Here is a 26,642-nt window from a genome sequence, read left to right as displayed (position 1 = left end):
TCGCAGGGGGGTCCGTGACACTCTTCAAGGCACTCATCAAGCCGGGATGGTAAGCCGCGTGGACGCCGCATGTGCGCAGATACGCCGTCAATAACCTGCAAAGGTTGGTTAATAGTACAAATTCAGCGCATGTTGAATGCACGCATGAGTCGGTTACCGATGAGGCGTACGGACCGCATGGCCGTCCTTGTTCCCGTGGTCGTCATGTTCGCGCTCGGGTTGTGGGGGCTGGACCGCGACGGCATGTGGCGCGACGAGGCGGTCACCTTCCAGGTCGCGCGCCGCTCCACGCCGCAGATCTGGCATCTGCTGGGCACCGTGGACGCGGTGCACGGCCTGTACTACCTGCTGATGCACATGGTCCTTGCCGTCCATCCGGGCGAGGTGCTGCTGCGGCTGCCCTCGGTGTGCGGGGCCGCCCTGACGGCGGGCCTGGTCGCCGCGCTGGGCACGCGGCTGGGCCGGCCGCGGGTGGGGCTGTGGGCGGGGCTGCTGTACGCGGTCACGCCGATGGTCGGCCACTACGCGCAGGAGGGCCGCTCGTACGCGCTGGTCGCGGCCGGGGTCGCGGGCGCGACGCTGCTGCTCGTGCGGGCGGTGCGGGGCGGGACGTGGTGGCCCTACGGAGTGGTCGTCGCCGTCACCTGTGTGCTGCACGAGTTCGCGGTGCTGGTGCTCCTGGCGCACGCCTGCACGCTGGCGCTCGCACGGGTGCCGGGGAAGGCGTGGCTGCGGTGGCTGTGCGCGGTCGGGGCCGCCCTCGTGGTGCTGCTGCCGCTGGTGCTGGTGTCGCGGGGCCAGGCGGCGCAGGTGGCGTGGCTGACGGCACCGGACGGGCGGAGTGTGGAACGGCTGGTGGGGGAGTTCGCGGGGCCCGCGCGGGTGGTTCTGGTGCCGTACTTGGTGCTGATGGCGCTGGCTGTGCGGCTGCCGGAACCGAAGCCGGGGGTTTCCCTGGCGGGGGTGGCGTTGCCGTTGATGGTGCTGCCGCCGGCGGTGTTGATGGGGGTGTCGCAGGTCTCGCCGTTGTACGACGACCGGTATGTGCTGTATTCGCTGGCCGGGGCGCCCTTGCTGGCGGCGGCGGGGGCGGAGCGGGTGGCCCGGGCCGTATGGCGGCTGTGGCCGGGTGGTCGGTATGCGGGCAGTCGTTCCGCATGGGGGAACGACTGCCCGCGCACCGACGGCACGGCCACCGGTGACCCTCTGCCGGCCGCGCCGGGTGGGCCCGGGCCCACTGGCGGTGGAGTTGCCCTTCGGCAGCGGTCGCGGGTTCCTGTGGTCGAGGCTCGCGCCGTCGTCCGGCGGCCCTCCTGGCCGTGGCGGCGGGGCGTCGCGCTGGCCGGTGTGCTCGCCGTCTGCGGTGTGCTGCTCGTGCAGTTTCCGCTGCTGCGGGCCGATCGGCGTGCCGTCAACCGGCCCGATGATCTCGCCGCCGTGGCCGCTGCCGCCGGCCGGGAGGTGCGGCCCGGGGATCCCGTGCTGTTCCTGCCGTCGCTGGAGCGGCGGTCGGCGCTGGCCTATCCGGCGGGGTTCCGGGGGGTCCGGGACGTGGCGCTGGACGTGCCCGCCGCCGTGGACGGGACGCTGTACGGACGGGAGGCCGGCCCCGCGGAGCTGCGGCGGCGGCTCGGCGGGCTGGCGTACGTCTGGGTGGTCGGCGACCCGTCCGCGCTGCGGCCCTCCTGGACCCCCTGGAACCCCACCGAGCGCGCCAAGCGCGCGGTCATCAACGAGGAGTTCGTCACCCGCAAGGAGTACATGATCCGCGGCGTCACCCTTCGTCTCTATGTACGACGCGACGCGTCCCGGTCCGCCGGCGGCAGGACCTAGTGCTCCAGGAGGGCTAGAGGCAGCCCGGTGTCTCCTCCAGTGCCGCACTGTCCAGCATCCCCGTCAGCCGGTCCAGGCGGGCCCGCAGGTCGGTGATCTCCTCCAGGTCGAAGCCCGTGGCCGCGGCGATCCGGCGCGGCACCTGAAGCGCGGGCTGCTTCAGCGCCGTGCCCTCGTCCGTGAGGTGGACGTGCACGGACCGCTCGTCCTGGGTGCTGCGCTCCCGTCGGACCAGGCCCGCCGCCTCCAGCCGCTTCAGCAGCGGCGACAGGGTCCCGGAGTCCAGCCGCAGATGCTCGCCGAGCCTCTTCACCGGCAGCTCGCCGTGCTCCCACAGCACGAGCATCACCAGGTACTGCGGGTACGTGAGGCCGAGGTCCTTGAGCACGACGCGGTAGACGCCGTTGAAGGCGCGGGAGGCGGCGTGCAGAGAGAAGCAGATCTGATGTTCGAGGCGCAGGTACTCCTCGTCCGCAGAGGCCTCTGCGCTGGGGATCGGCGTGGTCGTCATGGCTCCAGGATAGCTCGTGCATGCCATTTAGTTGTGGGCAACTGAATTGTGTGCTCTAATTGTCTTCGTGAGGCGGTCCGGACGGACGGAAGAGCCGGCCGCCGGACATGACTTCGAGAGGGATGGTTTCTCCATGGACGCGCTCTACACCGCTGTCGCCACCGCCACCCACGGCCGCGACGGGCGTGCCGTCAGCTCCGACGGCAAGCTGGACCTCGGGCTGTCCCTGCCGGTGGAGCTGGGCGGCGACGGCAAGGGCACCAACCCGGAGCAGCTCTTCGCCGCCGGTTACGCCGCCTGCTTCGGCAGCGCCCTGGGCCTCGTCGGCCGCGCTGCGAAGGTGGACGTGAGCGACGCCGCGGTGACCGCCGAGGTCGGCATCGGCAAGCAGGGCGAGGGCTTCGCCCTGAAGGTGACCCTCCGCGTCGAGCTGCCGGACTCCGTGGACGAGGAGACCGGCCGCAAGCTGGTCGAGCAGGCCCACCAGGTCTGCCCCTACTCCAACGCGACCCGCGGCAACGTCCCGGTCGAGCTGGTCGTCGAGTAATCCCCGCCTCGCGCGACCGTACGGCCTCGTACGCCTTTGACGGCGTACGAGGCCGTACGTATCCCCGCGTCCGACGGCGTACGAGGCCGTACGCACGCCCGCGCCCGATCGGCGCGTCCTCGATCCGCTCGGCTCAGTGTGTCCCGGTCAGCGCGTCCCGGTCGTCAGGACGTCGCGGTCGCCGGCCGCCGGTGCCGGGACCGACTCCGGGACGTCCGGCTCGCCCAGCATCAGCGTCCGCACCACCCGCTGCGCCGCCCGCCCGTCGTCGAACTCGCAGAACCGCGCCCGGAACCCGGCCCGCAGCCGCGCCGACTCCTCGTCCCGCCAGCACCCGGAGGCGAACAGCCACGCCAGCTCCCGGTACGAGCGCGAGACATGACCCGGGGCGTCGGCCGTGATGTCGAAGTAGGCACCCCTGCTCGCCGTGTACGCGCCCCAGTCGTCGGCGTGCACGACGATCGGCCGGTCCAGGTTGGCGTAGTCGAACATGAGGGCCGAGTAGTCCGTGACCAGGGCGTCCGAGGCGAGCATCACCTCTTCCACCCGCGGCTCGTCGGTGGCGTCGACCACGATGCCCCGCCGGTGCAGCTCGGCCAGCCCCATCCCGCGGGCCGGGCCGTCCGCGAGCGAGGGGTGCAGCCGTACGACGAGGGTGTGGCCCTCGCCCAGGTCCTCGGCGAAGCGGGCCAGGTCGAAACGGTCGACGTGGCCGCCCCGGACGTGGTCGCGGCGGGTCGGCGCGTACAGCACGACCGTGTGGTCCTCGGGGATGCCGTGCCGGAACCGGAACGCGGCCCCGTCGTCGGGCTTCGCGTTGACGAGGACATCGTTGCGGGGGCTGCCCGTGCGGGCCGAGGTGAAGCGGCACGGGTAGGCGCGGTCCCAGACCAGTTCGGAGTGGCGGTTGGCGACCAGGCTGTAGTCCCAGCGGTCGGCGCGGCGCAGCATCTGCGGCACGTCGAAGCCGTACCGGGCGCCCGGCTTGCCCAGCAGGTCGGCCGCCATGTACTTCAGCGGGGTGCCCTGATGGGTGTGGATGTGCACGCTGCCCGGCCGTTTGACCAGGGTGCCCGGCCAGTTGACGTTGTTGACGAAGTACATGGCCCGCGCGGTGATCTGCCGGTAGCGCACGGAGTCGGGGGTGACGTACTCGATGCCCGGGGGCAGGTGCTCCACCTGGTCCTCGCGCACCACCCACACGCCCCGGATGTGCGGGGCGAGATCGCGTGCCGCGCGGTGGACGGCGGCCGGATCACCGAGGACGCCACGGTGGGAGAACGCCGAGTAGACCGCCAGGTTCGGGTCCAGGGAGCGGTGTGCGTGCACCCAGGACAGGCCGTTTCCGACCCGCCCGGCCGCCATCGTGCGGGCCTGCTCGGCACGCAGGTCGAGCGCCTTCTTGACGGCGGCGGCCCGCTGCCGGGCCCGGTAGCGGACATAACTCCCCTCCAGGATCCGCAGCTCGGCGGGAACCGGCTCCTCGGTGCGGTGCGCGCGGAAGAGTTCGGCGGTGCGGCGGAAGAACTCGCCCTTGTCACGGGCGGGCAGCCGGTCCGGCTTGGCGAGGATGTCCAGACAGTGCTCGCCCATCTTGCGGTGCAGGTACGGGCGCCAGTGGGCCAGCTCCGGGTGGGCGTCGACGTACGCGAAGACCCGACCGTACTGGTCGTGGATGTCGAAGTGCTTGCGGCTGGTGGTGGACAGGATGTTGCCCTGGCGGCGCTGCCGGTAGTTCAGGCAGATCCGGTCGAGCGTCGCGATCCGCCGGGCGCTCAGCAGGGTGGGGAAGGTCCAGGGGGTGTCCTCGTAGTAGCCCGGTGGGAAGGCGAAGCCGTGCTCGGTGACGAAGTCCCGGCGGTAGACCTTGTTCCACACCACCATCAGCAGTTCGAGGATCTCCGGGTTCTCGGCCGCGGTGAAGACGCCGTCGCCGGCCTCGGCGAGCACTTGGGCCAGGGCGTTGCGGCGGGTGCCGCCCCACCAGTAGGTCCGGGCGTAGTCGAAGACCAGGACGTCCGGGTCGGCGGTCTCCTCCAGCCGGTCGGCGATCGCGCGCAGCGCGCCGGGGGTGAGCGTGTCGTCGCTGTCGAGGAAGAAGAGGAAGTCGCCGGTGGCGTGCGGCATTCCGGCGTTGCGGGCCCGGCCCAGGCCGACGTTCTCGGGCAGGTGCAGCACCCGCACCCGCGCGTCGAGCTTCGCGTACTCGTCGAGGATGGCGCCGCAGCCGTCGGGCGAACGGTCGTCGACCGCGATCACCTCGAAGTCGGCGTACGACTGCCCGAGCACCGAGTCGAGGCACTCGCGCAGAAAGCCCTGCACCTTGAAGACGGGGACGATGATGCTGAAGCGGGGCACGGGGGTCAGCTCCTTGCGAGGGCGTGGGCCGGGGCCGGGATGCGCTCGGCGAGCGGGATCACGGGCGGGATCGACTCGGGCGGCTCGCCCAGCAGCACCCGGCGTACGACGCGTTCGGCGGCGCGTCCGTCGTCGAACTGGCAGAAGCGCTCGCGGAAGGCGGAGCGCAGGGCGGCGGCGAAGTCGTCCGCATAGGAGCCGTCGCGGAAGACGGCGGCCAGCTCCTCAGGAGTACGGGCCACCCGGCCCGGCGGGTCCTGCATCAGGTCGAAGTAGACGCCCCGGGTCTCCCGGTAGACCTCCCAGTCGTTCGCGTACACGACGATCGGCCGGTTCAGGTTGGCGTAGTCGAACATGATCGACGAGTAGTCGGTGATCAGCGCGTCGGCGGCCAGGCAGACGTCCTCGGAGGAGCGGTGCCGCGTGACGTCGATGATCCGGCCGCTGCCGCTCGCCGTACCCCGGTCGTAGAAGTAGTGGGCACGCAGCAGGACGACGAAGTCGTCGCCGATCGCCTCGCAGAGCTCCTCCAGGCCGAGGTGGGCATCGAAGCCGGTGCTGTAGTCGCGATGCGTGGGCGCGTACAGAAGGGCCGTCTTGCCCTCGGGGACGCCCAGGTCACGGCGGATACGGGCGACGTCGGCGGCGGTCGCCGTGTAGTAGACGTCGTTGCGGGGATAGCCGTATTCGAGGGCCTCGTAGGACCCCGGGAAGGCCCGCTCCCACATCTGGGTGGAGTGCCGGTTGGAGGAGAGGTTGTAGTCCCAGCGGTCCACGCGTGCCAGCAGCTTGGTGAAACTGCCCGTCGCGGCCGCCACCACGGGATACGTCGACTGGTCGACGCCCATCTTCTTCAGCGGGGTGCCGTGCTGCGTCTGAAGGTGCACACTGCCGGGGCGTTTGACGACGCCGTCCGCGAAGTTGGCGTTGTTGACCAGGTACTTGGCGCGGGCGAGCACGTCCCAGTACTTCCGGCTGCCGATCACCGCGTACTCGACGTCCTGCGGCACGCTGTCCACCGCGTCCGGCTCGACCAGGAACACCGAGCGGATGTGCGGTGCCAGTTCACGGGCCTTGGTGTGGATCGCCGCAGGGTTGCAGGCATAACCACGGCCCCAGTACGCGCAGTACACGGCCAGGTTCGGATCGAGCGGGCGGCGTAGCCGCAGCGCGTACCGGAGCCGGGTGCGCGCCATGCGCGGCACCGGCGCCTTCTTCACCACCCTGGCCGCGCCCTGGTTGATGCCCCGCAGCGCCCGGAACGCGCTGTAGGCACCGACCGCGAGCAGCCGGTGCTGCACCCCGACACTGCCCGCGGGCGGCCGGAAGCCCACCGGGCGGTGGCGCCGGTAGAGGCGGCTTGCCCGCCGGAAGAAGGTCCGGCGCAGCCGTGCGGGCAGCCGCTCCGGATGCGCGGCGGTTCTCAGCACGAGGGAGAACAGCTGCGCGAACAACGGCTTCAACCGGTCGGCGGGCAGGGCGAGTTCGGCGGCCCGGGTCAGCACCAGCTCGGCCTGTGCGAGAAGGTCGAGCTGGTGCTCACCGGGGCTGTGCAGCCGGCTGCCCTGCCGGCGCACCAGATGCCGTACGCAGACCGAGCGCAGCACGGCCACGCGCTCGGCGGCGAGGGTGACCAGACCGCCCCAGCCGATGTCGGTGAAGTGGCTCGCGGAGAAGGTGAGCTCGTGCCCGGTGAGGAACGCGCGGCGGTACGCGGCGCTCCACACGGGCACGGACACACCGGTCAGCTCCGGGGCCCGGCCGGGGGCGAAGGCCCCGTCGGGCGCCTTGCCCAGCCGGGGACTGGACGTCTCGGCGTCCCACCAGTGGACCCGCTCGTGGTCGAAGTAGAGGACGTCCACGTCGCCGGTCGCCGCCAGCCGCGCGTCGATCGCCGCGAGCGCGCCGGGCGCGAGCACGTCGTCGCCGTCGAGGAACAGCAGATACGTCCCGGTCGCCGCCCCCGTCCCCGCGGTGCGGGCCACGCCCGGGCCGCCGGAGGGCGGCGAGGTGAGCGGGACGACCCGGCGGTCCCGCTCGGCACGGGCGGCGGCGACCGTGCCCGCCGGGGAGTCGGGCGCGTCGCAGACCGGGATCAGCTCGAAGTCGCCGAAGGACTGGGCGAGGACGGAGTCCAGTGCCTGGGACAGGCGGCCGGCGACGCCGAGGGCGGGGACGATGATGCTGAATCGGGGCATTCTGCTCTTTCTCTCGGGCCCCGGTTCGTGCCCCGGGGCCTGTGCGTCGTGGGAGTGCGGAAACGAACGTCAGCGCCCCGGCCGTCCGGCGGGGCGCCAGGTGAGGGGTCTGGTGGGGGTGGGCCTGCGGGGCATCGCGGAACTCCGGGGCTCGGGAGATCAGAGGCTCTCGATGACCGGCACGGGGCGGCCGGGCACCGGAACGGTGGCGAGCTGTCCGGCCGACAGACTCGCCGCGGCGGCGGGGACGGGGTGCCGGTGGGTCGACGGCACGACCGCCGGCAGCCAGGCGTTCTCCCCGTGCACGACCCGGCGCACGATCCGCTCGGCGGCGCGCCCGTCGTCGTACGGGCAGAAGCGCTCACGGAACGCGGCCCGCAGTTGCGCTGAGCGCGAGCCGCACCAGTGGCCGGTGGCGAAGATGTCGATCAGCTCGTCCTCGTCGCGCGCGACCGCGCCCGGCGGGAAGGCGCGCACGTCGAAGTAGGTGCCGCGGGTCGCCTCGTACGCCTCCCGGTCGGGCGTGTACACGACGATCGGCCGGTCGAGATTGGCGTAGTCGAACATCAGCGACGAGTAGTCGGTGACCAGCGCGTCGGAGGCCAGGCACAGCTTCTCGACGCTCGGATGGCCGGTGACGTCGATCAGCCGGTCGCCGGTGGCCCGGGTCAGCGGCTCGCCGTACGAGGGGTGCGCGCGGGTCAGCAGCACATAGCGCGGGCCGAGCCGGTGCAGGAAGTGCTCCAGGTCGAGGGCGTGGCTCTGGCCGCGGCGGTAGTCGCGGAACGTCGGCGCGTACAGGACCGCGACCGACCCCTCGGGGATGCCGAGCGACTGGCGCAGCCGGGCCACGTCCGCCGAGGTCGCCCGGACGAAGGCGTCGTTGCGGGGAAGCCCGTACTCCAGTGTCGTGAAGGTGGACGGGAACGCGCGCTCCCAGACGACGGTGGAGTGCCGGTTGCCGGACACGACGTAGTCCCAGGTGTCGGCCGAGCGCAGCATCCGCTCGAAGTCCGTGCCTCGGGCGACGGCCGGACGGTCCTGGAGGTCGAGGCCCATGCGCTTGAGCGGGGTGCCCTGTCGGGTCTGGATCACGACCTGGCCGCGGCGCTTGACCACCCGGGGGGCGAAGTCGGCGTTGTGGACGAGGTACTTGGAGCGGGCCAGCGCCGTCCAGTACGCGGCCGAGCCGGGCCGCAGCCGGCGGGTGGCCGCCGGGATCGTGTGGTGGTGTTCGGGGTGTGCGATCCACGCGGTGCGGATGTGCGGGGCCAGGTTGCGGAACGCGGACTCCAGGGCACCCGGGTTGCAGCCGTATCCGCCCCCGTCCCGGGTGAAGACCGCCCGGTCGGCGCGCAGGGGAAGGCGCAGCTGGATGCGGTAATGCACCTGGAGCGCGGTGCCGGACAGGCGTCGGCTCGCCCTGGTGACCCGGCGCTTCGTGCCGCGCGCGAAGCGGGACGTCAGGGACAGCAGGCGGTAGGCGCGATGGCTGCCGAAGCGGATCAGCAGATGGCGCGGGCGGATCGGGGCGCCCGGGACGCGGTGGCGGCGGTAGTGGGCCCGGGCCCGGCGCAGGAACTCGGCGTGGCTGCCCCGGGGCAGCCGGCCGCGCCGGACGAAGACCGTGGCCAGATGGTCGACCATGCGGCGGAACAGCACCGGCCGCCAGCGGGCCAGTCCGGGATGGGCGTCGAGGTGCGCGAAGACCCGGTCGTACTGGTCGAAGATGTCGAAGTGCTTACGGCTGGTCGAGCCGAGGATGCTGCCCCGGCGGCGCTGGCGGTAGTGGACGCAGACCCGGTCCAGGGTGGCGATTGTGTCCGCGGTCAGCAGTACCGGGAACGTCCAGGGCGTGTCCTCGTAGTAGCCGGGCGGGAAGGCGAAGCCCTCACGCTCGACGAAGTCCCGGCGGTACGCCTTGTTCCACACCACCATCAGCAGCGAGAGCAGGCCGGGGCGGTCGTCGAGGCGGAAGGGCGCCGGGCCCTGCTCGGTGAGCAGGCCGGCGAGCTGGTTGCGGACCGTCTTCCCCGTCCAGTACGTACGGGCGTAGTCGAAGACCAGGACGTCCGGGTCGGAGGTGTCCTTCAGCCGGTCGGCGATGTCCTGGAGCGCGTCCGGGGCCAGGGTGTCGTCGCCGTCCAGGAAGAGGAGATAGTCGCCGGTCGCCTGCTCCAGCCCCGCGTTGCGGGCCCTGCCGAGTCCCACGTTCTGAGGCAGGTGCAGCGGGCGGACGCGGGCGTCACGGGCGGCGAACTCGTCGATGATCGCGCCACAGGCGTCGGGCGAGCGGTCGTCGACCGCGATCACTTCGACGTCCGTGTACGACTGTTCCAGCACGGATGTGAGGCATTCCTCCAGGTACGCCTGAACCTTGTACGCGGGAACGATGACACTGAACCTGGGCAAGGGGCATCCATGGGATCGGCACGGGCATACTGCCCGGAAACGGCCGATGGAGTGGTTTGGTTACGCCGTGTGCGGCATGTGGGGGAACACCGCCGGAAATCCCAGGTGAACGGCGAGGGGTGGACCGAACCCCGGTCCACCCCGTGAACTGCCGTGCGTACGGCGCTACTTGACGGCGCCCGCCATGACACCCGACACGAACTGCCGCTGGAACGCGAAGAACACGGCCAGCGGGACCACCATCGAGATGAACGCGCCCGGGGCCAGCACGTCGATGTTGTTGCCGAACTGGCGGACCTGCGTCTGCAGCGCCACCGTGATCGGCTGCGTACCGGACTTGCTGAACACCAGCGCGACCAGCATGTCGTTCCACACCCACAGGAACTGGAAGATGCCGAGACTCGCGATCGCGGGACCGCCCAGCGGCAGCACCACCCGGGCGAACAGCCGCAGTTCGCCCGCGCCGTCGAGCCGGGCCGCCTCCAGCAGCTCCCGGGGGATCTCCGCGAAGAAGTTCCGCAGCAGGAACACCGCGAAGGGCAGGCCGAAGCCCGTGTGGAAGAGGATCACCCCGAAGACCGTGCCGAACAGGCCGATCTTTCCGAACAGCTCGGCGATCGGGATCAGCGCCACCTGCACGGGGACGACCAGCAGGCCGACCACGCCCAGGAACCACCAGTCGCGGCCCGGGAACTCCATCCAGGCGAAGGCGTAGCCCGCGAGGGAGCCGATCACCACGACCAGGAGCGTCGCCGGGACCGTGATCAGGACCGTGTTCACCAGGGAGCCCGTGATGTCGCTGTTCTCCAGGAGCTTCTGGTAGCTCTCGAACGTCAGCTGCGAGGGCTGACTGAACACCTTCCACCAGCCGGAGGCGCTCATGTCGGCCGGTTTACGCAGGGAGGCCAGCAGCAGCCCGATCGTCGGCACCAGCCAGAACAGACCGACGACGATCAGGAAGACACGGACCAGACCGCCGCTGACACCGGCCGCGAGCCGCGCCCCGAGGGACCGCTTCGCCTTGACGACCGTGACGGGCGCCGCCTTCGGCAGACTTCGGGCCTGGGTGGTCATCGCCGCACCTCCCGCCGCAGCCTGCGGATGTTGCTGTGCCTTTCCGGGGGGCGACCCCCGGACCCCCAGCCGAGGACCCCGCGCGACCTCACCGCCTGACCTCCCGCCGTAGCCTGCGGATGTTGAACAGCATCACCGGGATGACGAGCAGCAGCAGGAACACCGCGATCGCGCTCGCGATGCCCGGCTGGTCCTCCGAGAAGCCCTTCCGGTACAGCTCCAGGGCCAGTACGTTCGCGTCGTCCTGGGACGAGCCCGGCGGGATGATGAAGACCAGGTCGAAGACCTTCAGTACGTTGATCATCAGCGTGACGGTGACGACCGCGAGCACGGGGGCGAGGAGCGGCACCGTGACCCTGCGGAACACCTGCCACTCGTTCGCCCCGTCCACCCGGGCCGCCTCCAGCAGCTCCCGCGGCACGCCCGCGAGCCCTGCCGCGATCAGCACCATCGCGAAACCGGCCCACATCCACACATACGCGCCGATGACCGCGGGGGTGACCAGCGCCGGACCCAGCCAGTCGACACCGTTGTACGGCTCCCTGAAGTTGCTTGCCGGAAGGCGCAGCCGGGCCCCGTCCGCGCTCGCCGGGAGCGTGAACGTCCCGTCGGCGGCGGCCTTGGTGGAGGCGACGACCTTGCCGTCCTTCACCGCCTCGATCCTCATGCCCGCGTAGCCCTGCTCGGACGGGTCGACCGCGCCGAGCTTTCCCACGCCCTTGCCGCGCGTGAAGTCCTGCCAGGTCGTGCCGGTGATCCTCCCCGGCTCCGGCTTCGCAGGGACGGCCCGCTTCGCGCTCTTCGGCATCTGATCGGGGGCGACGCCCACGAGGGGGAGCGTGACCGGCACACCCGTGTGCACGGGTGCGGCGGTGATGAAGCCGCCCTGCTCGGGCTTGAGGGGCGACTGGCGGCCCGGGTGCGCCTTCGGGAACGCCGACGACCGGGCGAACGTGTCGTGGACGCCCACCCACACCGCGTTGGCGACCCCCTTGTCCGGGTCCTGGTCGTACACCAGCCGGAAGATGATCCCCGCCGCGAGCATCGAGATCGCCATTGGCATGAAGACGACCAGCTTGAACGCCGTGCCCCAGCGCACCCGTTCGGTGAGCACCGCGAAGACCAGCCCGAGCGCGGTCGAGACGGTCGGCGCGAACACCACCCAGATGATGTTGTTCTTCAGGGCGGTGCGGATGCCGTCGTCCGTGAACAGGGCCTTGTAGTTGTCGAACCCGGCGAAGGAGTCACCGGGCTGGTCGAGGAAGCTGCGGATCAGCGAGTACCCGATCGGGTAGACCACGAGCGCGCCGAGCAGCACCAGAGCGGGCAGCAGGAACAGGGCTGCCACGGTCCTGCGGGTGCCGGTCACGCTCTTGCGCGTCCGGGGCCGGTCAGGGGTCTTGCCGACCCCTGCCGCCGTGGCCGACGTCATGGTCGGCTCAGCCTCCGTACGCCTTCGCCGCGTCCGCCTCCAGTTTCGCCTGCGTGCCCGCGACGTCCTTCGGGTTCTTCAGGAAGTCCTGGAGGTCCTTCCACTCGCCCTTGCCCGGTGTGCCACCGAAGGCCTGCGGGGCCTGGTCGGACATGTCGAAGCGGAAGTTGTCGCCGGACGCGATCAGGGACTTGGCGATCTTCTGCTGTACAGGGTTCGGATACGCCGAGTTCGGCACCTTCTTGTTGGGCGAGAGGTAGCCGCCCAGCTTCGCCTGGATCGTCGCCGCGTCCGGCGAGGCGAGGAAGGTGACCAGCGCCTGGGCCGCCTTGGAGTCCTTCAGGATGACGGCCGCGTCACCGCCGGAGACCACGGGCGCCTCGCTGCCCACGCGCGGGAACGGGAACACCTTCGCGTCCGTGCCGATCTTCGCCTTGGTCTCCGCGATGTTGACCTGCACGAAGTCGCCCTCGAAGACCATGCCGGCCTTCGGCTGGTCGCCGCCGGTGAAGGTCTGGGTGACGGACTTGGTGAACTCGGTCTGCAGCGCGCCCTTCGCGCCGCCCGCGACGTAGTCCTTCTTGCCCCAGATCTGGGCGAGCGTGGTCAGCGCGTCCTTCACGGACGGGTCCGTCCACTTGATCTTGTGCTGGGCCAGCTGGTCGTACTTGTCCGGGCCCGCCTGGGAGAGGTAGACGTTCTCGAACCAGTCGGTGAGGGTCCAGCCCTCGGCGCCGCCGACGGAGAACGGGGTGACGCCGGAGTCGTAGACCTTCTGCGCGGCGGACATCAGCTCCTGCCAGGTCTTGGGCTCCTGTGCCCCGGCGTTCTCGAAGACCTTCGCGTTGTACCAGATCAGGGACTTGTTTGCGGCCTTGTAGTACACGCCGTACTGCTTGCCGCCCACCTTGCCGATGTCCTGCCAGCCCTGCGAGTAGTTCTTGCCGAGTTCCGCCTGCGCCTCGGGACCGATGGGCTTCGCCCACTTCTTGTCGACGGCCTGCTTGATGGCGCCGGGCTGCGGGAGCAGCGCGACGTCCGGCGGCTGCCCGCCGGCGATCTTCGAACCGAGGAAGTTGATGATCGGGTCCTGGGCGGGTACGAAGGTGACCTTGGCGCCGGTGCGCTTCTCGAACTCGGCGAGCACCTTCTTGAAGTTGGCCTGCTCGCCACCGGTCCAGACGGCGGCGACCTCCAGGCTCTGACCGTTCAGCTCGGGGAGCGTGACCGTGGCGCCGCTCTCCTTGCCACCGCCGCTCGGCTTGCCACTGCCGCCCTTGTCGTTGTCGCCCCCGCAACCGGTGAGCGCGAGCGCTCCGACGATCACGGCGGCCGCCGCGGCTTGCGCGGCTCGGCGGGTCCTATGCGTACGAAGAGTGCTGTGCGTACGAAGAGTGTTGTGCGTACGAAGAGTGCTGTGCATCACTGCCCCGTTCTTCGTTCCTCGTCGAACGTGCGAGTGCTGTCCCGTGCGCTCTGGTCTACGCGGGGTCGTTCGGGGCGGCAAGAGCGCCTGCACTGTAAACCACGCGATCGTGACCGCGTCGTGACGTGTGGTGAGCGGCGGCGGGGACGAAAAACTAGAGCAGCGACGGCACCTCCACCGCCGACACCGACCGCGCCGCCCGCTCCAACGCACTCGCCAGCAACGCCAAGTCCGTAGGTCCGTTCCCCAGTTCCCGCACCGGCCGCCGAGCCGGAGGGTCCCCCATGCGATGCCACTCCAGCGGCACGACCGTCGGGCGAAGGGTCGCCGTCCGGGGGATACGCCCCGTGATGCGCCCGCCCTGGAACGGCGTCACCTTGCCGTCACGCGTCAACTGCCCACGCCCTGGCGACGGTTCGTCCACCCCGGACGACACCGCATCAAGGGTGATCCGCAGCGAGGCCGTGCGGGCCGGCGCCCATTCCGCCGTCCGTCCGTCAGGGTCCGCGGCCGCGACGAGGTGCACCCCGAGCCGCGCCCCGTCCCGGGCCACCGCCTCCAGCGCCCGTACGACCGACCCGGCCGCCGGGCGGCCCGGCGAGCCCAGCGCCGGGGACAGCAGACCGTCCAGGTCGTCGACCAGCACGACCAGCCGCGCCGGCGGAGGCGCCGCCTCCGTCGGCTGTCGGGTCGCCGCCGGGCGCAGCCGCAGCGTCGTACTCGGTGGTGTGTCGAGGTCGCCCGAGGCCGTGCTTCCAGCCGCCCGCTGCGGCATGATCCGGTCCGCCACCGCCCGCTGTGTGTGCCACTCGGTGAAGCCGAGCCGTCCCAGCAGCTCGGCCCGGCGCTTGAGCTCGGCGCTGAGCGACTGAGCGAACTCCCGCATGCGCACCGGGTCGTTGGCCGCCAGGTGTGTGGTGACGTGCGGCAGGTCCGTACAGACGCGCAGGCCGTCCCCGCCCGTACCGCCGTTCGCCCCGCAGTCGCGGCCGTCGACGAGCACGATCCCGAGCCGGTCCGGGCGCTCGGCCGCCGCGAGCGACGCGGCGATGGAGCGCAGCAGCTCCGTACGACCACTGCCGGACGGGCCCTCTATCAGCAGATGCGGCCCCTCGGCGGCGAGGTCCAGACCCACGGGGCCGCGCGGTCCGGCGCCGAGCACCGCCCATGCGCGCCCGCCCAGCGACTCCGTGTCGTCGGCCGCGTCCGCCCAACGCGCCAACAATGACGCCGGGGTGGCCCGCGCCAGGCCCAACTCGTCCAGCAACCGGGCCGCCTGGGGCAACGGCGCCGACACACGTGCGTGCCGGTCCCCGCTGCCATCCGTCCGCAACGGCGCGAGCGCCCGCGCGAAGCGCTCCGCCCACGCCGGGGACACCGCGTCCACGGCGGCGAGCGTGCCGTGTCCGACGGGGCCGCGGTGTCCGTGTGCCTGAGCGCTTCCCCCCGGCGCGACCCGCAGCAGCCGCAGTGCCGTCGCCACGTCGCCGCTCAGCAGCGCGACGGCCCCGCACTCCCGGAACACGGGGGAGGCGGCGCAGGCCGCCTCGAACGTCTCCGTCACCGGCGACGCGGGCGAGGCGGACGGCGTCTCGGCCAGGCAGACGACGTGGATCCCGGCCCGCGCTCCCTCCCGCGCCAGCCGGACCACGGCCTCGCGCACATCGGCACCGCCGGGATCGCCGTCCACGACGACCACGGTGTACGGCCCCGCGAAGGCGCCGTCCGCCGGGTCGTCGTCCAGCGCCCAGGAGGGCCGACGGGCGGCACCGCGCGTGGAGGGGCGGCCCTGCCGGTCGGCCGAGGAGCGGTCCTGGTCAGCGGCAGCGTGGTGTCCGTCGCTCGAACGGCCGCTCGGGTCGGCGCCGGGATGTGGGCCGCCCCTCCACGCCCCGTCGACCGTGTCAGCCGCGCCGGCCGGACGGTTCATGTCGGTGTGGCGGTCCGGGTCGGTCGCACGGCCGGTGTCGGCGTGGCTGCCCGCGTCCCTCACACGTCCCGTGCCGATGAGGCGGCCGGTGCCGGTCGCACCGCCCGTGCCCATGAGGCCGCCCGGGCCCGCGAGGTGGTCCTCCAGACGGCGCAACAGCTCGTCCGTGCGGGCTGTCGCCTGTTCGCGGTCGTACGCCAGCAGGAGCCGGCAGTCCTGGCCGTGGGCCGGGCGCAGGTGGGGGAGCCAGCCGAGCCAGGACCACTCGGCGGTGCGCTCCTCCAGGGTGCGTGAGCGGTCGGCGCTGATCAGGACCAGCTCCAGCGCGTCGGGGGAGTGCAGCGCGGCGAGCTGCGCCACCACCGCGCGCGCCAGCCCGGCCAGCCGGGCGCGGGGCCCGGCCAGGCCGAGGGTGCCCACCTCGCGCAGCCCGGCGGTCACGGGCACGGCGGGCAGCAGCCCCGAACCGTCGGGCGCCGCCCGGTCGGCCGTGCCCAGCCGCACGGTGAGCGACTCCGGGTGTCCCGGGCCGCGCTCCCACAGCCGCGGCCCGGGGCCGAGCGCGGTCAGCAGCAGTGCCGCCGGGTCCGGCCACTTCTCCGGGGCCCGGGGGACGGAGGGCGCCGGCGCCGACGTACCGCCGTCCTCGCCGTACGCGTCCTCCCGTCCCGTACCGCCCGGTTCGCCGCGGCCTCCCGCCAGCCGTCGCGCCCACGCCGTGAACCCGCCGCGCCTGCGCACCCCCGGCGGCACGTCCGTACCGCGCAGCGGGGTGCCCTTGCGCGTGCCCTCGTACACCGCGTCCTCGGATGCCGCGTCCCGGCTCTCCCATCGCGGGGCTCCGCCCTGCCCCGGCACGACCGGCGCCGGGATGGGGGACTCCACGGGCCCGTGCTCCTGCGCCCCCGGAGCGAGTCCGCCGGAGGCGCCCCAGGCGGAGACGCCGAAGCCGTGATGGGTGTCTCCGGGGCCGTTGACGCCGTGGTGGGTGCCTCCGGGGCCGTTGACGCCGTGGTGGGTGCCTCCGGGGACGCTGAAGCCGTGGTGGGTGTCTCCGGAGGCACGGTCGGCCGCGGAGCGATGCCCCGTATGTCCGGCTCCCGTGCGGCCGCCCGTCCCCGTCTCCGGGGCGCCCGCGCCCCCTACGCGTGCGTGCGGCACGGTCAGCCTCGTCGCCGGCCGCGCGGAACCCTCGGCGCCTTCCGAGCCCTCCCCGCCCTCACCGAGGACCCGCACATGCCCTTCTCCGTCCGGGGCCGTCCCCACCGACCGCACGCCACCGGGCGGGGCCAGCCGCAGGGCCGATTCGCCGAGGCGCAGCAGGGCGCCGGGCGCGAAGCGCACCGGGCGGTCGGTGACCCGCGTGCCGTCGAGCATCGTGCCGTTCGTGGAGCCCAGGTCGGCCACCGAGACACGGCCGTCGGCGGCGACCGTGACCGCGCAGTGCAGCCGGGAGACGTCCGGGTCGTCCAGCGGAACGTCCGCGTCGGCGGAGCGGCCGACGTGGATCACCCCGCCGTGCAGCAGATGGACGCCGCCCGCGTCCGGGCCCGCGACCACGTGCAGCTGGGCCGCGTCCTCGTCCGGCTCGGGGCCGGGCTCCGCGGGCGCGCCCAGGGTCAGCACCGCGCCGTCCAGCAGCGGCGGCTCGCCCAGCGTGCAGCGCTGGGCGTCCAAACGCTCCGCGCCCGCGAAGAGCACCACCGGAGCATCGCCTGCGCCGACCGCCGAGGCCAGGCCCGACGCCACCGCGGCCAGCGCCGTCCCGGCGGGCGCGGTGACCAGCACGTCGCAGCTCGCGGCGCGCACCCGTGACTCCGGGGGCGGGCCCAGCGGGTCTACGACGGTCAGCCGGATCTGCATCGCCGTCAGCGGTCCCTTCTGCACGGGCGCCCGCGGACGGAGGACGGAGCCGTGTCGCGGTCCCCCACCGCGAACACCGCGAACTCCCCCCACCGCACACGAGCACAGAGGCCAGTACGGGATGCATCCTCGCACCTGTCACTGACAACGCGCCCGCCCCCCACCGCCAAGTGATCTTGATTGGTCGGCTCTGCCCGTAAAAGTGCCTGACCAATGCCCGGCCCGTGTCCGCTTGAGATCGGTCACGCCCCCATCGGGCAACCAAGTGCGTCCGGGCGAGCGTCCTCTCATCGAACACATGCGGAAGCTCGAACACATGCGGAAGCCGAGTACGTGAACCATGTCGGCTGTGAAAACGCGGCCGCGCACGCACAGGCGGTCGACAGCCCTGTGCCAGGTACTGCGGCACTACAGTGGTCGGAACACCTGTAGCAGGGTGAACGGACCAGTCAGGCAAGCAGCAGGGAGCGCATGACGTGCGGCCGGTAGGCAGCAAGTACCTGCTCGAGGAGCCGCTCGGACGCGGCGCCACGGGCACCGTCTGGCGAGCCCGCCAGCGTGAGACCGCGGGGGCCGAGGCGGCCGTCGCGGGCCAGCCCGGCGAGACCGTGGCGATCAAGGTCCTCAAGGAAGAGCTGGCCGGCGATCCGGACATCGTGATGCGGTTCCTGCGGGAGCGGTCCGTCCTGCTCCGCCTGACCCACCCGAACATCGTGCGGGTGCGCGATCTGGTGGTCGAGGGTGAGCTGCTGGCGCTGGTCATGGACCTCGTCGACGGCCCCGACCTGCACCGCTACCTCCGGGAGAACGGCCCCTTCACGCCGGTCGCCGCCGCCCTGCTCACCGCGCAGATCGCCGACGCGCTGGCCGCGAGCCACGCCGACGGTGTCGTGCACCGCGACCTGAAGCCCGCGAACGTGCTGCTCAAGCAGGACGCCGGCCAGATGCACCCGATGCTGACCGACTTCGGCATCGCCCGTCTGGCCGACTCGCCGGGCCTCACGCGCACGAGCGAGTTCGTGGGCACGCCCGCGTACATCGCCCCCGAGTCGGCCGAGGGCCGTCCGCAGACCTCCGCCGTCGACGTCTACGGCGCCGGCATCCTGCTGTACGAGCTGGTCACCGGGCGTCCGCCGTTCGGCGGCGGGACGGCCCTTGAGGTGCTCCACCAGCATCTGAGCGCCGAGCCGCGGCGCCCGTCGACGGTGCCCGACCCGTTGTGGACCGTCATAGAGCGCTGCCTGCGCAAGAACCCGGCGGAACGGCCCGGCGCCGAGAACCTGGCGCGGGCGCTGCGGGTCGTCGCCGAGGGTGTCGGTGTGCACGCGAACTCCGCGCAGATCGCCGCCGCGGAGGGCGTGGGCGCGCTGCTCGCGCCGGACCCGGACCCGACCGCCGTTCCCGGCGCCGCCGACCCCACGCAGGTACTGCCGCAGGGCGCGGCGGCCTCGTACGACCCGAACGCGGCGACCAGTGTCCTGCCGCATACGTCGGCGGGGCCCGTGGGCGCCGCGGACCCCACCGCCGTCCTGCCGAACACCGGCGCGGCCGACCCGACGGCCGTCATGCCGCCGGTGTCCCAGCACCAGCCGGGCGGGCAGCCCCGGCCGGAGGAGCCGCACCCCTGGCAGAACCAGCTGCGCGCGGCCCGCGACCGTAATGAACAGACGCAGGTCCAGGCGTACCTCGACCCCGGCGACGACCCGCTGCGCCGCCGCCCGCAGCGGCAGGTCGCCCGCCCCCAGCAGCCGCAGCAACAGCCCCCGCGGCGTCCGCAGCCCAGGCAGCAGCAGCCCGCGCCCGGGTACGGATATCCGCAGCAGCAGCCCCAGCAGTACGCGCCCCAGCATCAGCAGTACGCGCCTGCCCCTCAGCAGCAGCCACAGCAGCGGTACGCGCCCGCGCCGCAGCAGCCCGCCCCGCAGCGGCCCCAGCAGCCGGCGCCGCGTCCGGCGCGCGAGCCGCGGCCGCCGCGGCAGGGCAGCGCCAATCCGATGAAGATCCCCGGACTCGGCTGCCTGAAGGGCTGTCTGTTCACGATCGTCATCCTGTTCGTCGCCGGGTGGCTCGTCTGGGAGTTGAGTCCGCTTCAGGAGTGGATCGGTACGACGAAGTCGTACTGGGACCAGCTGACCGACTGGTTCTCGACCGTGACCGGGTGGATCGGGCAGTTGGGCGGGGGTTCGTAGCACCGGGAGCGGGCCGGAAGTCGTGCCGCGGGCGGGAGGTGCCTCGCGCCCAAAGGGGCGGCGACTCTGGGGATTTGTCGACATCCGACGGGTGATTTCGGTCTCGACGGTGAAGGTTGCCCTTCGGGACGCGTAGTTTTGTCGACCAGCGTCGGCAACACGCGTCCTCAGTAGGAGCAGCCTTGGCACGGAAGATCGGCAGCCGGTACACCGCGAACCAGATCCTGGGACGGGGCAGCGCCGGCACGGTGTGGCTGGGCGAGGGTCCGGACGGGCCCGTCGCCATCAAGCTGCTGCGTGAGGACCTCGCGTCCGACCAGGAGCTCGTGGGCCGCTTCGTCCAGGAGCGCACGGCGCTGCTGGGGCTCGACCACCCGAACGTGGTGTCCGTACGGGACCTGGTGGTCGACGGGAACGACCTGGCCCTGGTCATGGACCTGGTCCGGGGCACGGATCTGCGCACACGGCTGGACCGGGAACGGCGGCTGGCGCCCGAGGCGGCGGTGGCGATCGTGGCGGATGTCGCCGACGGGCTGGCGGCGGCGCACGCGGCGGGGGTCGTGCACCGGGATGTGAAGCCGGAGAACATCCTGCTGGACATGCAGGGGCCGCTCGGTCCGGGCGGCTCGCACCCGGCACTGCTGACGGACTTCGGCGTGGCGAAGCTGATCGATTCGCCGCGCCGTACCCGGGCGACGAAGATCATCGGGACTCCGGACTACCTGGCGCCGGAGATCGTGGAGGGCCTGCCGCCGAGGGCGGCGGTGGACATCTACGCGCTGGCGACGGTGCTGTACGAGCTGCTGGCGGGCTTCACCCCGTTCGGCGGGGGGCATCCGGGCGCGGTGCTGCGCCGCCATGTGACGGAGACGGTGGTTCCGCTTCCCGGCATCCCGGACGAGCTGTGGCAGCTCATGGTGCAGTGTCTGGCCAAGGCCCCGGCGTCGCGACTGCGGGCCTCCGAGCTGGCGGCACGGCTGCGGGAGCAGCTGCCGCTGCTGGCGGGGTTGCCGCCGCTGGAAGTGGACGAGCCGGACGCGGAGCCGACGGAGGAGCCGAGCGAGGCGGCGGTGCCGGGGGAGCCGACGGGGGCGCGGGTGCGGCGTGGAGCGGTGCCGCTGGTGCCGGGGGCGAAGCCCGACTCCAACCGGGACACACATACGTCGATGCGGGTGCCGGCGCCGGACGAGCTGGCGGGCGGTGCCCGTGGCACGGCCCGCGTGCCACGGGCCGCGGGCGCCCCACGGCCGGGTTCGGCCCGCCACCGCTCCTCGGCCCACCGCCGCCGGATCGCGCTGGGCGCGGTGGTGGTGGCGCTGGTGGCGGCGGTGGGGGTGGGCACGTGGCTGGCGACGTCGGGGGACGACGACACGCCGCCCCCGGCCACGGGAAGCTCGGCGTCGGCAGCGCCCTGACCGGGCCCGGAGGTTTTTCGCCCCCGCCGCCCTTACCCATCCCTTCCCCAGGACCTCGTCCCCTCCGCCCCGCCAGGGGCGCTGCCCCTGGACCCCCGGCGGGGGCTGCGCCCTTGCACCTCACCCGGGTCTGCGCCCCTGCACCTCGCCGGGGTCTGCGGCCCTGCGCCTCGTCCTCGGGTCTTGCCCGGGTTGTGCCCGTGCGCGTCGCCCAGGTCTGCGGCCCTGCGCCTCATCCTCGGGTCTCGCTCGGGGTTGTGCCCGTGCGCCTCGCCTTCAGGCCTTGCCCGGGTCTGCGGCCCTGCGCCCTGCCTTCGGGACCCGTACAGGGCTCCGGCCCTGCACCGGCCCTTGGGACCCGTACAGGGCTCCGGCCCTGCACCGGCCCTCGGGGCCCGGCCAAGGCTGTGGCCCTGCGCCCCGCCCCCTGGACCCCCGGCGGGTCGGTGCCCGTGCGCCTCGCCTTCGGGCCGTGCCCGAGTCTGCGGCCCTGCGCCCTGCCTTCGGGCCCTGACCAGGGCTGCGCCCCCGGACCCAGGCTCCGCCCTCGGACCCCGCTGGGGCTTCGCCGGACCTTTACGGGGCCAGCCCCGGAGCCCCGGCTCTTCAAATGCCGGAGGGGCTGAAAGAGCAGCCCGTCCGGGGTCCCCCTGCTCGAAGAGCTTGGGGGAGGGAGTTTGAGGGCGATGCCGTCAAGGTCGGCAAAGCGGGGGCCGGGGGCGGCAGCCCCCGCGGCGGTCCCCTGGGCACCGGGTGACTTCGTGACCACCCGGTCACCCGGCATTGGCTCTCCGGCGGAGCCGTTACGCTGGATGCGTGGCAGTCGTCGATGTATCCGAAGAGCTGAAGTCCCTCTCCTCGACCATGGAGTCGATCGAGGCCGTTCTGGACCTCGAGAAGCTGAGGGCAGACATCGCCGTGCTCGAGGAGCAGGCGGCCGCGCCGTCCCTCTGGGACAACCCGGACGAGGCGCAGAAGATCACCAGCAAGCTTTCCCACCTCCAGGCGGAGGTGAGGAAGGCCGAGACCCTGCGCGGCCGGATCGACGACCTCGGTGTGCTCTTCGAGCTCGCCGAGGCCGAGGACGACCCGGACACCCGCGCCGAGGCCGAGGCCGAGCTTGTCGATGTCAAGAAGGCGCTCGACGAGATGGAGGTGCGGACGCTCCTCAGCGGCGAGTACGACGCCCGGGAAGCGCTCGTCAACATCCGTGCCGAGGCCGGTGGCGTCGACGCCGCCGACTTCGCCGAGAAGCTCCAGCGCATGTACCTGCGCTGGGCCGAGCAGCACGGCTACAAGACCGAGGTCTACGACACGTCGTACGCCGAAGAGGCCGGGATCAAGTCCACGACGTTCGCCGTCCAGGCCCCGTACGCCTACGGCACCCTCTCCGTCGAGCAGGGCACCCACCGGCTCGTCCGGATCTCCCCCTACGACAACCAGGGACGGCGCCAGACCTCCTTCGCGGGTGTGGAGATCCTTCCCGTGGTCGAGCAGTCCGACCACGTGGAGATCGACGACTCCGACCTCCGGGTCGACGTGTTCCGGTCCTCCGGCCCCGGCGGCCAGGGCGTCAACACGACCGACTCCGCCGTGCGGATCACGCACCTCCCCACCGGCATCGTGGTCACCTGCCAGAACGAGCGGTCCCAGATCCAGAACAGGGCCTCCGCGATGAACGTCCTCCAGGCCAAGCTCCTCGAGCGGCGCCGGCAGGAGGAGCAGGCCAGGATGGACGCCCTCAAGGGCGACGGTGGCAACTCCTGGGGCAACCAGATGCGTTCGTACGTCCTGCACCCGTACCAGATGGTCAAGGACCTGCGGACCGAGCACGAAGTCGGCAACCCCGAGGCCGTGTTCAACGGCGAGATCGACGGGTTCATCGAGGCCGGGATTCGCTGGCGCAAGCAGCAGGAGAAGTAGTACCGGCGACGGTCGGTGACGACCGACGACGACACTCCCGAACAACAGCGCTTTGTCGACAAGGCAACTGCCCCGCAGATAGGGGCAGTTGCCTTTGTGTTTTTCGCGTCTGGGTTCTACATCACACTCACGTCGCGCTTGTCCCGCAAAAGATCACTTACTGGACATCGCGCGCGCAACGACCTTGACGTTGCTCTGAAAAGTGGGGAGGGTAAAGCATTGGCATGCGTTGTGTCTGGGGCGCATGTGAACCGGGGGGTTCGTCTGGACTACCTCCGTTGATCACCGCCCCGAGCGCGGCCTCATTGACTAGTGAGCTACTGGGGGTAGCAACCACATGACGAAGAAGACGCGGATCCGTGTCGCGCGGATCGCGGCGGGCGCTGTGATCGCCGCCGGCGCCTCGCTGACTGCTGCGGGTGCCGCTTCGGCGCTCGACATCAGCATTTCGGCGAGCGTGACCGGTGAGGACTCGGGCGGTACCGGCGGCGACGACGGCGGCACCGGCGGCTGCGGCGACGTCGCCGTCTGCCCCGGTGACAACGGCGGTACTGGCGACAACGGCGGTACTGGCGACAACGGCGGTACTGGCGACAACGGCGGTACTGGCGACAACGGCGGTACTGGCGACAACGGCGGTACTGGCGACAACGGCGGTACTGGCGACAACGGCGGTACTGGCGACAACGGCGGTACTGGCGACAACGGCGGTACTGGCGACAACGGCGGTACCGGTGACAACGGCGGTACCGGTGACAACGGCGGTACTGGCGACAACGGCGGTACTGGCGACAACGGCGGTACCGGTGACAACGGCGGTACTGGCGACAACGGCGGTTCCGGCGACAACGGTGGCTCGGGCGACAACGGTGGCTCGGGCGACAACGGCGGTTCCGGCGACAACGGCGGTTCCGGCGACAACGGCGGTACTGGCGACAACGGCGGTTCCGGCGACAACGGTGGCTCGGGCGACAACGGTGGCTCGGGCGACAACGGCGGTTCCGGCGACAACGGCGGCAGCACGACCCCCAACGGTGGCAGCAACGACAACGCCACCCAGCAGGAGGGCTCCTCGGCCCTTACCGACACCGGTTCTGACGCCTCCGCCCAGGGCAACGGCGGCAAGCAGCTGGCCGAGACGGGTGCCGGTCAGACCGCGTTCCTGCTGGTCGGCGCCGCTACGATGATCGCCGGCGGTATCGGCTTCCGGGTGCTGCCGCGCCTCGTGAACGGCCGCGGTGGCGCCGCCGCCTGATCACAGGCGTAAAAGGCGTGCGACCTGATCCACAGGCGTGAGAAACGCGTGAGAAGGGCCCGGGGCGTCCTCCGTCCCGGGCCCTTCCGTACGTCCGTATCGGCGTCCGCTACGCCGTCTGGTGCGCCAGCAGCGCCACCGCCGCGATCAGCACGGCCAGGAGCACGATCAGTGCCGTCGGATTCAGCCCCGACCAGGGGCTTTCCTGCTGGAGGCGCTCCCGGCTGGCACGGCAGACGGGGCAGCGACCCTCACTCACGGGCGCCGCGCAGTTCGCGCACACCAATCGGTCGTACGTCATGCGCCTCGCCCTCCTTGTGCCGCTTTCACGTACACAACGCTTCCGGGGACGCAACCGTTCCCCACTCCACTGTGCCAGGTTCCGCGGATTTCGGCGCGGTCGGCCGTATCCTGCCCCCACGCTCCGCCGGTCAGCCGCGGAAACGCTCCTTGTTCACGGGTGCGGCCCCTTTGCCCGGTACAAAAACGCACAACCCGCACGCAACCCCGACCGGTGCCTGCGCGCCCGCACCCGCTTCGCGTATGGTCACGCTCACCTACCCCCAACGGCCCGTGGTGCATCCGTGATCCGATTCGACAACGTGTCCAAGGTCTACCCCAAGCAGAACCGCCCTGCCCTGAGGGATGTCTCCCTGGAAGTGGAGAAGGGCGAGTTCGTCTTCCTCGTGGGGTCCTCCGGCTCCGGAAAGTCCACCTTCCTGCGGCTGATCCTGCGCGAGGAGCGCGCCAGCCACGGCCAGGTGCACGTCCTGGGCAAGGACCTCGCCCGCCTCTCCAACTGGAAGGTGCCGCAGATGCGCCGCCAGCTGGGGACGGTGTTCCAGGACTTCCGCCTCCTGCCGAACAAGACGGTCGCCGAGAACGTGGCCTTCGCGCAGGAGGTCATCGGCAAGTCGCGCGGCGAGATCCGCAAGTCCGTGCCTCAGGTGCTCGAACTCGTCGGGCTCGGCGGCAAGGAGGACCGGATGCCCGGCGAGCTGTCCGGTGGCGAGCAGCAGCGCGTCGCCATCGCGCGGGCCTTCGTCAACCGGCCCAAGCTGCTGATCGCCGACGAGCCCACCGGCAACCTCGACCCGCAGACCTCCGTCGGCATCATGAAGCTGCTCGACCGGATCAACCGGACGGGCACGACCGTGGTGATGGCGACCCACGACCAGAACATCGTGGACCAGATGCGCAAGCGCGTCATCGAGCTGGAGAAGGGCCGCCTCGTCCGCGACCAGGCGCGCGGCGTCTACGGCTACCAGCACTGATCCACCGTCCACGGAAAGGCCCCAAGAAGACGCCATGCGCGCGCAGTTCGTTCTCTCGGAGATTGGTGTCGGTCTCCGCCGCAACCTGACGATGACCTTCGCGGTCATCGTCTCCGTCGGCCTCTCCCTGGCCCTGTTCGGCGGTTCGCTCCTGATGAGCGACCAGGTCAACCAGATGAAGGGCTACTGGTACGACAAGGTCAACGTCTCGATCTTCCTCTGCAACAAGAGCGACGCAGAGTCCGACCCCAACTGCGCCAAGGGCGCGGTGACCACCGAGCAGAAGGAACAGATCAAGACCGACCTGGACAAGATGTCGGTGGTCGACAAGGTCCTGTACGAGTCGCAGGACCAGGCCTACAAGCACTACAAGGAACAGTTCGGCGACTCCCCGCTGGCCAGCTCGCTCACGCCGGACCAGATGCAGGAGTCGTACCGCATCAAGCTGAAGAACCCCGAGCAGTACCAGGTCATCGCGAGCGCCTTCAACGGCCGGGCCGGCGTGCAGTCCGTGCAGGACCAAAAGGGCATCCTGGACAACCTTTTCAAGCTGCTGGGGTATCTCAACGGGGCGGCGCTCCTGGTGATGATCGTGATGCTGTTCGTGGCGCTCCTGCTGATCATCAACACGGTGCGCGTCTCCGCGTTCAGCCGTCGTCGTGAGACCGGCATCATGCGGCTGGTGGGCGCCTCCGGCTTCTACATCCAGGCGCCGTTCATCATGGAGGCCGCGGTCGCCGGACTCATCGGCGGCACCATCGCCTGCACCTTCCTCGTCCTCGGGCAGTACTTCGTGATCGACCACGGCGTGGCGCTGTCCGAGAAGCTCCAACTCATCAATTTCGTCGGCTGGGACGCGGTCCTCACCAAGCTTCCGCTCATCCTCGCCGCGAGTTTCCTGATGCCGGCGCTTGCCGCGTTCTTCGCGTTGCGCAAGTACCTGAAGGTGTGACGCATGCCAACGAGGCCGTACGGGCAACCGCCCGTACGGCCTCGTGCGTT

Annotated in this window: 17 protein-coding genes; 8 read left to right on the top strand and 9 right to left on the bottom strand. The window is 71.5% G+C overall.

The window, feature by feature from the left end; genetic code table 11:
• Positions 1-159 precede the first annotated feature (159 nt).
• Complete coding sequence (locus tag Q2K21_RS31415) at positions 160-1,833, top strand: glycosyltransferase family 39 protein (RefSeq protein WP_310777898.1); 1,674 nt, start codon at positions 160-162, stop codon at positions 1,831-1,833.
• 13 nt (positions 1,834-1,846) lie between these two features.
• Here the strand turns inward: Q2K21_RS31415 and Q2K21_RS31410 are convergent, their stop codons facing one another.
• Positions 1,847-2,344, bottom strand: coding sequence for a MarR family winged helix-turn-helix transcriptional regulator (locus tag Q2K21_RS31410; protein WP_310777895.1), 498 nt, complete (start codon positions 2,342-2,344; stop codon positions 1,847-1,849).
• 133 nt (positions 2,345-2,477) lie between these two features.
• Between Q2K21_RS31410 and Q2K21_RS31405 the strand changes: the two genes are divergently transcribed.
• Positions 2,478-2,891, top strand: coding sequence for an organic hydroperoxide resistance protein (locus tag Q2K21_RS31405; protein WP_310777892.1), 414 nt, complete (start codon positions 2,478-2,480; stop codon positions 2,889-2,891).
• 147 nt (positions 2,892-3,038) lie between these two features.
• Here the strand turns inward: Q2K21_RS31405 and Q2K21_RS31400 are convergent, their stop codons facing one another.
• The 7 genes from Q2K21_RS31400 to Q2K21_RS31370 form a co-directional block, all read right to left on the bottom strand.
• A complete protein-coding gene (locus Q2K21_RS31400; RefSeq protein ID WP_310777889.1) occupies positions 3,039-5,249 on the bottom strand; it encodes a bifunctional glycosyltransferase/CDP-glycerol:glycerophosphate glycerophosphotransferase in 2,211 nt (736 codons plus the stop codon).
• Between the two features lie 5 nt (positions 5,250-5,254).
• Positions 5,255-7,447: a bifunctional glycosyltransferase family 2 protein/CDP-glycerol:glycerophosphate glycerophosphotransferase gene (locus Q2K21_RS31395; RefSeq protein WP_310777886.1), complete on the bottom strand. Its 2,193-nt coding sequence runs from the start codon at positions 7,445-7,447 to the stop codon at positions 5,255-5,257.
• Positions 7,448-7,606: 159 nt separating this feature from the next.
• The gene (locus Q2K21_RS31390) at positions 7,607-9,859 is read right to left on the bottom strand and encodes a bifunctional glycosyltransferase/CDP-glycerol:glycerophosphate glycerophosphotransferase (protein WP_310777883.1); all 2,253 of its coding nucleotides are present in this window, start codon (positions 9,857-9,859) and stop codon (positions 7,607-7,609) included.
• A 165-nt stretch (positions 9,860-10,024) separates the two neighbouring features.
• Positions 10,025-10,933 (bottom strand): carbohydrate ABC transporter permease, encoded by a 909-nt coding sequence (locus tag Q2K21_RS31385; RefSeq protein ID WP_310777880.1) that lies wholly within the window; start codon positions 10,931-10,933, stop codon positions 10,025-10,027.
• An 88-nt stretch (positions 10,934-11,021) separates the two neighbouring features.
• Positions 11,022-12,365 carry a carbohydrate ABC transporter permease gene (locus tag Q2K21_RS31380; protein ID WP_310777877.1) on the bottom strand — a complete coding sequence of 448 codons (1,344 nt, stop codon included), beginning with the start codon at positions 12,363-12,365 and terminating at the stop codon, positions 11,022-11,024.
• 7 nt (positions 12,366-12,372) lie between these two features.
• A complete protein-coding gene (locus Q2K21_RS31375) occupies positions 12,373-13,788 on the bottom strand; it encodes an ABC transporter substrate-binding protein (protein WP_310777874.1) in 1,416 nt (471 codons plus the stop codon).
• Positions 13,789-13,945: 157 nt separating this feature from the next.
• The gene (locus Q2K21_RS31370; RefSeq protein WP_310781342.1) at positions 13,946-17,584 is read right to left on the bottom strand and encodes an FHA domain-containing protein; all 3,639 of its coding nucleotides are present in this window, start codon (positions 17,582-17,584) and stop codon (positions 13,946-13,948) included.
• Between the two features lie 476 nt (positions 17,585-18,060).
• Between Q2K21_RS31370 and Q2K21_RS31365 the strand changes: the two genes are divergently transcribed.
• The 4 genes from Q2K21_RS31365 to Q2K21_RS31350 all read left to right on the top strand — a co-directional run bounded on the left by Q2K21_RS31365 (position 18,061) and on the right by Q2K21_RS31350 (position 24,366).
• Positions 18,061-19,773, top strand: coding sequence for a serine/threonine-protein kinase (locus Q2K21_RS31365; protein ID WP_310777871.1), 1,713 nt, complete (start codon positions 18,061-18,063; stop codon positions 19,771-19,773).
• Between the two features lie 182 nt (positions 19,774-19,955).
• Positions 19,956-21,188 carry a serine/threonine-protein kinase gene (locus tag Q2K21_RS31360; protein WP_310777868.1) on the top strand — a complete coding sequence of 411 codons (1,233 nt, stop codon included), beginning with the start codon at positions 19,956-19,958 and terminating at the stop codon, positions 21,186-21,188.
• 816 nt (positions 21,189-22,004) lie between these two features.
• Positions 22,005-23,111 carry a peptide chain release factor 2 gene (gene prfB / locus Q2K21_RS31355; protein WP_310777866.1) on the top strand — a complete coding sequence of 369 codons (1,107 nt, stop codon included), beginning with the start codon at positions 22,005-22,007 and terminating at the stop codon, positions 23,109-23,111.
• A 337-nt stretch (positions 23,112-23,448) separates the two neighbouring features.
• Positions 23,449-24,366, top strand: coding sequence for a hypothetical protein (locus Q2K21_RS31350; protein WP_310777863.1), 918 nt, complete (start codon positions 23,449-23,451; stop codon positions 24,364-24,366).
• A gap of 109 nt (positions 24,367-24,475) precedes the next feature.
• Here the strand turns inward: Q2K21_RS31350 and Q2K21_RS31345 are convergent, their stop codons facing one another.
• Positions 24,476-24,667 (bottom strand): hypothetical protein, encoded by a 192-nt coding sequence (locus tag Q2K21_RS31345; RefSeq protein ID WP_310777860.1) that lies wholly within the window; start codon positions 24,665-24,667, stop codon positions 24,476-24,478.
• A 283-nt stretch (positions 24,668-24,950) separates the two neighbouring features.
• Here Q2K21_RS31345 and ftsE point away from each other — a divergent pair, with 283 nt between their 5' ends.
• The gene (gene ftsE, locus Q2K21_RS31340; protein ID WP_310777857.1) at positions 24,951-25,640 is read left to right on the top strand and encodes a cell division ATP-binding protein FtsE; all 690 of its coding nucleotides are present in this window, start codon (positions 24,951-24,953) and stop codon (positions 25,638-25,640) included.
• Positions 25,641-25,674: 34 nt separating this feature from the next.
• A complete protein-coding gene (ftsX, locus tag Q2K21_RS31335; RefSeq protein WP_310777853.1) occupies positions 25,675-26,592 on the top strand; it encodes a permease-like cell division protein FtsX in 918 nt (305 codons plus the stop codon).
• The last annotated feature ends 50 nt before the right edge of the window (positions 26,593-26,642 follow it).

The organism is Streptomyces sp. CGMCC 4.7035, from assembly GCF_031583065.1.
In the GTDB taxonomy this organism is placed as follows: Bacteria; Actinomycetota; Actinomycetes; order Streptomycetales; family Streptomycetaceae; genus Streptomyces; species Streptomyces yaanensis.
Note: the sequence above shows the minus strand (reverse complement) of the source record. Positions and strands in the feature narration are given on the sequence as shown.

Bases quoted from the DNA above. Each gene is read 5' to 3' on its own strand.
- Q2K21_RS31415 (WP_310777898.1), top strand. From the start codon at position 160: ATGAGGCGTACGGACCGCATGGCCGTCCTTGTTCCCGTGGTCGTCATG.
- Q2K21_RS31410 (WP_310777895.1), bottom strand. From the start codon at position 2,344: ATGACGACCACGCCGATCCCCAGCGCAGAGGCCTCTGCGGACGAGGAG.
- Q2K21_RS31405 (WP_310777892.1), top strand. From the start codon at position 2,478: ATGGACGCGCTCTACACCGCTGTCGCCACCGCCACCCACGGCCGCGAC.
- Q2K21_RS31395 (WP_310777886.1), bottom strand. From the start codon at position 7,447: ATGCCCCGATTCAGCATCATCGTCCCCGCCCTCGGCGTCGCCGGCCGC.
- Q2K21_RS31385 (WP_310777880.1), bottom strand. From the start codon at position 10,933: ATGACCACCCAGGCCCGAAGTCTGCCGAAGGCGGCGCCCGTCACGGTC.
- Q2K21_RS31380 (WP_310777877.1), bottom strand. From the start codon at position 12,365: ATGACGTCGGCCACGGCGGCAGGGGTCGGCAAGACCCCTGACCGGCCC.
- Q2K21_RS31375 (WP_310777874.1), bottom strand. From the start codon at position 13,788: ATGCACAGCACTCTTCGTACGCACAACACTCTTCGTACGCACAGCACT.
- Q2K21_RS31370 (WP_310781342.1), bottom strand. From the start codon at position 17,584: ATGCAGATCCGGCTGACCGTCGTAGACCCGCTGGGCCCGCCCCCGGAG.
- Q2K21_RS31350 (WP_310777863.1), top strand. From the start codon at position 23,449: ATGACGAAGAAGACGCGGATCCGTGTCGCGCGGATCGCGGCGGGCGCT.
- Q2K21_RS31345 (WP_310777860.1), bottom strand. From the start codon at position 24,667: ATGACGTACGACCGATTGGTGTGCGCGAACTGCGCGGCGCCCGTGAGT.
- ftsX (WP_310777853.1), top strand. From the start codon at position 25,675: ATGCGCGCGCAGTTCGTTCTCTCGGAGATTGGTGTCGGTCTCCGCCGC.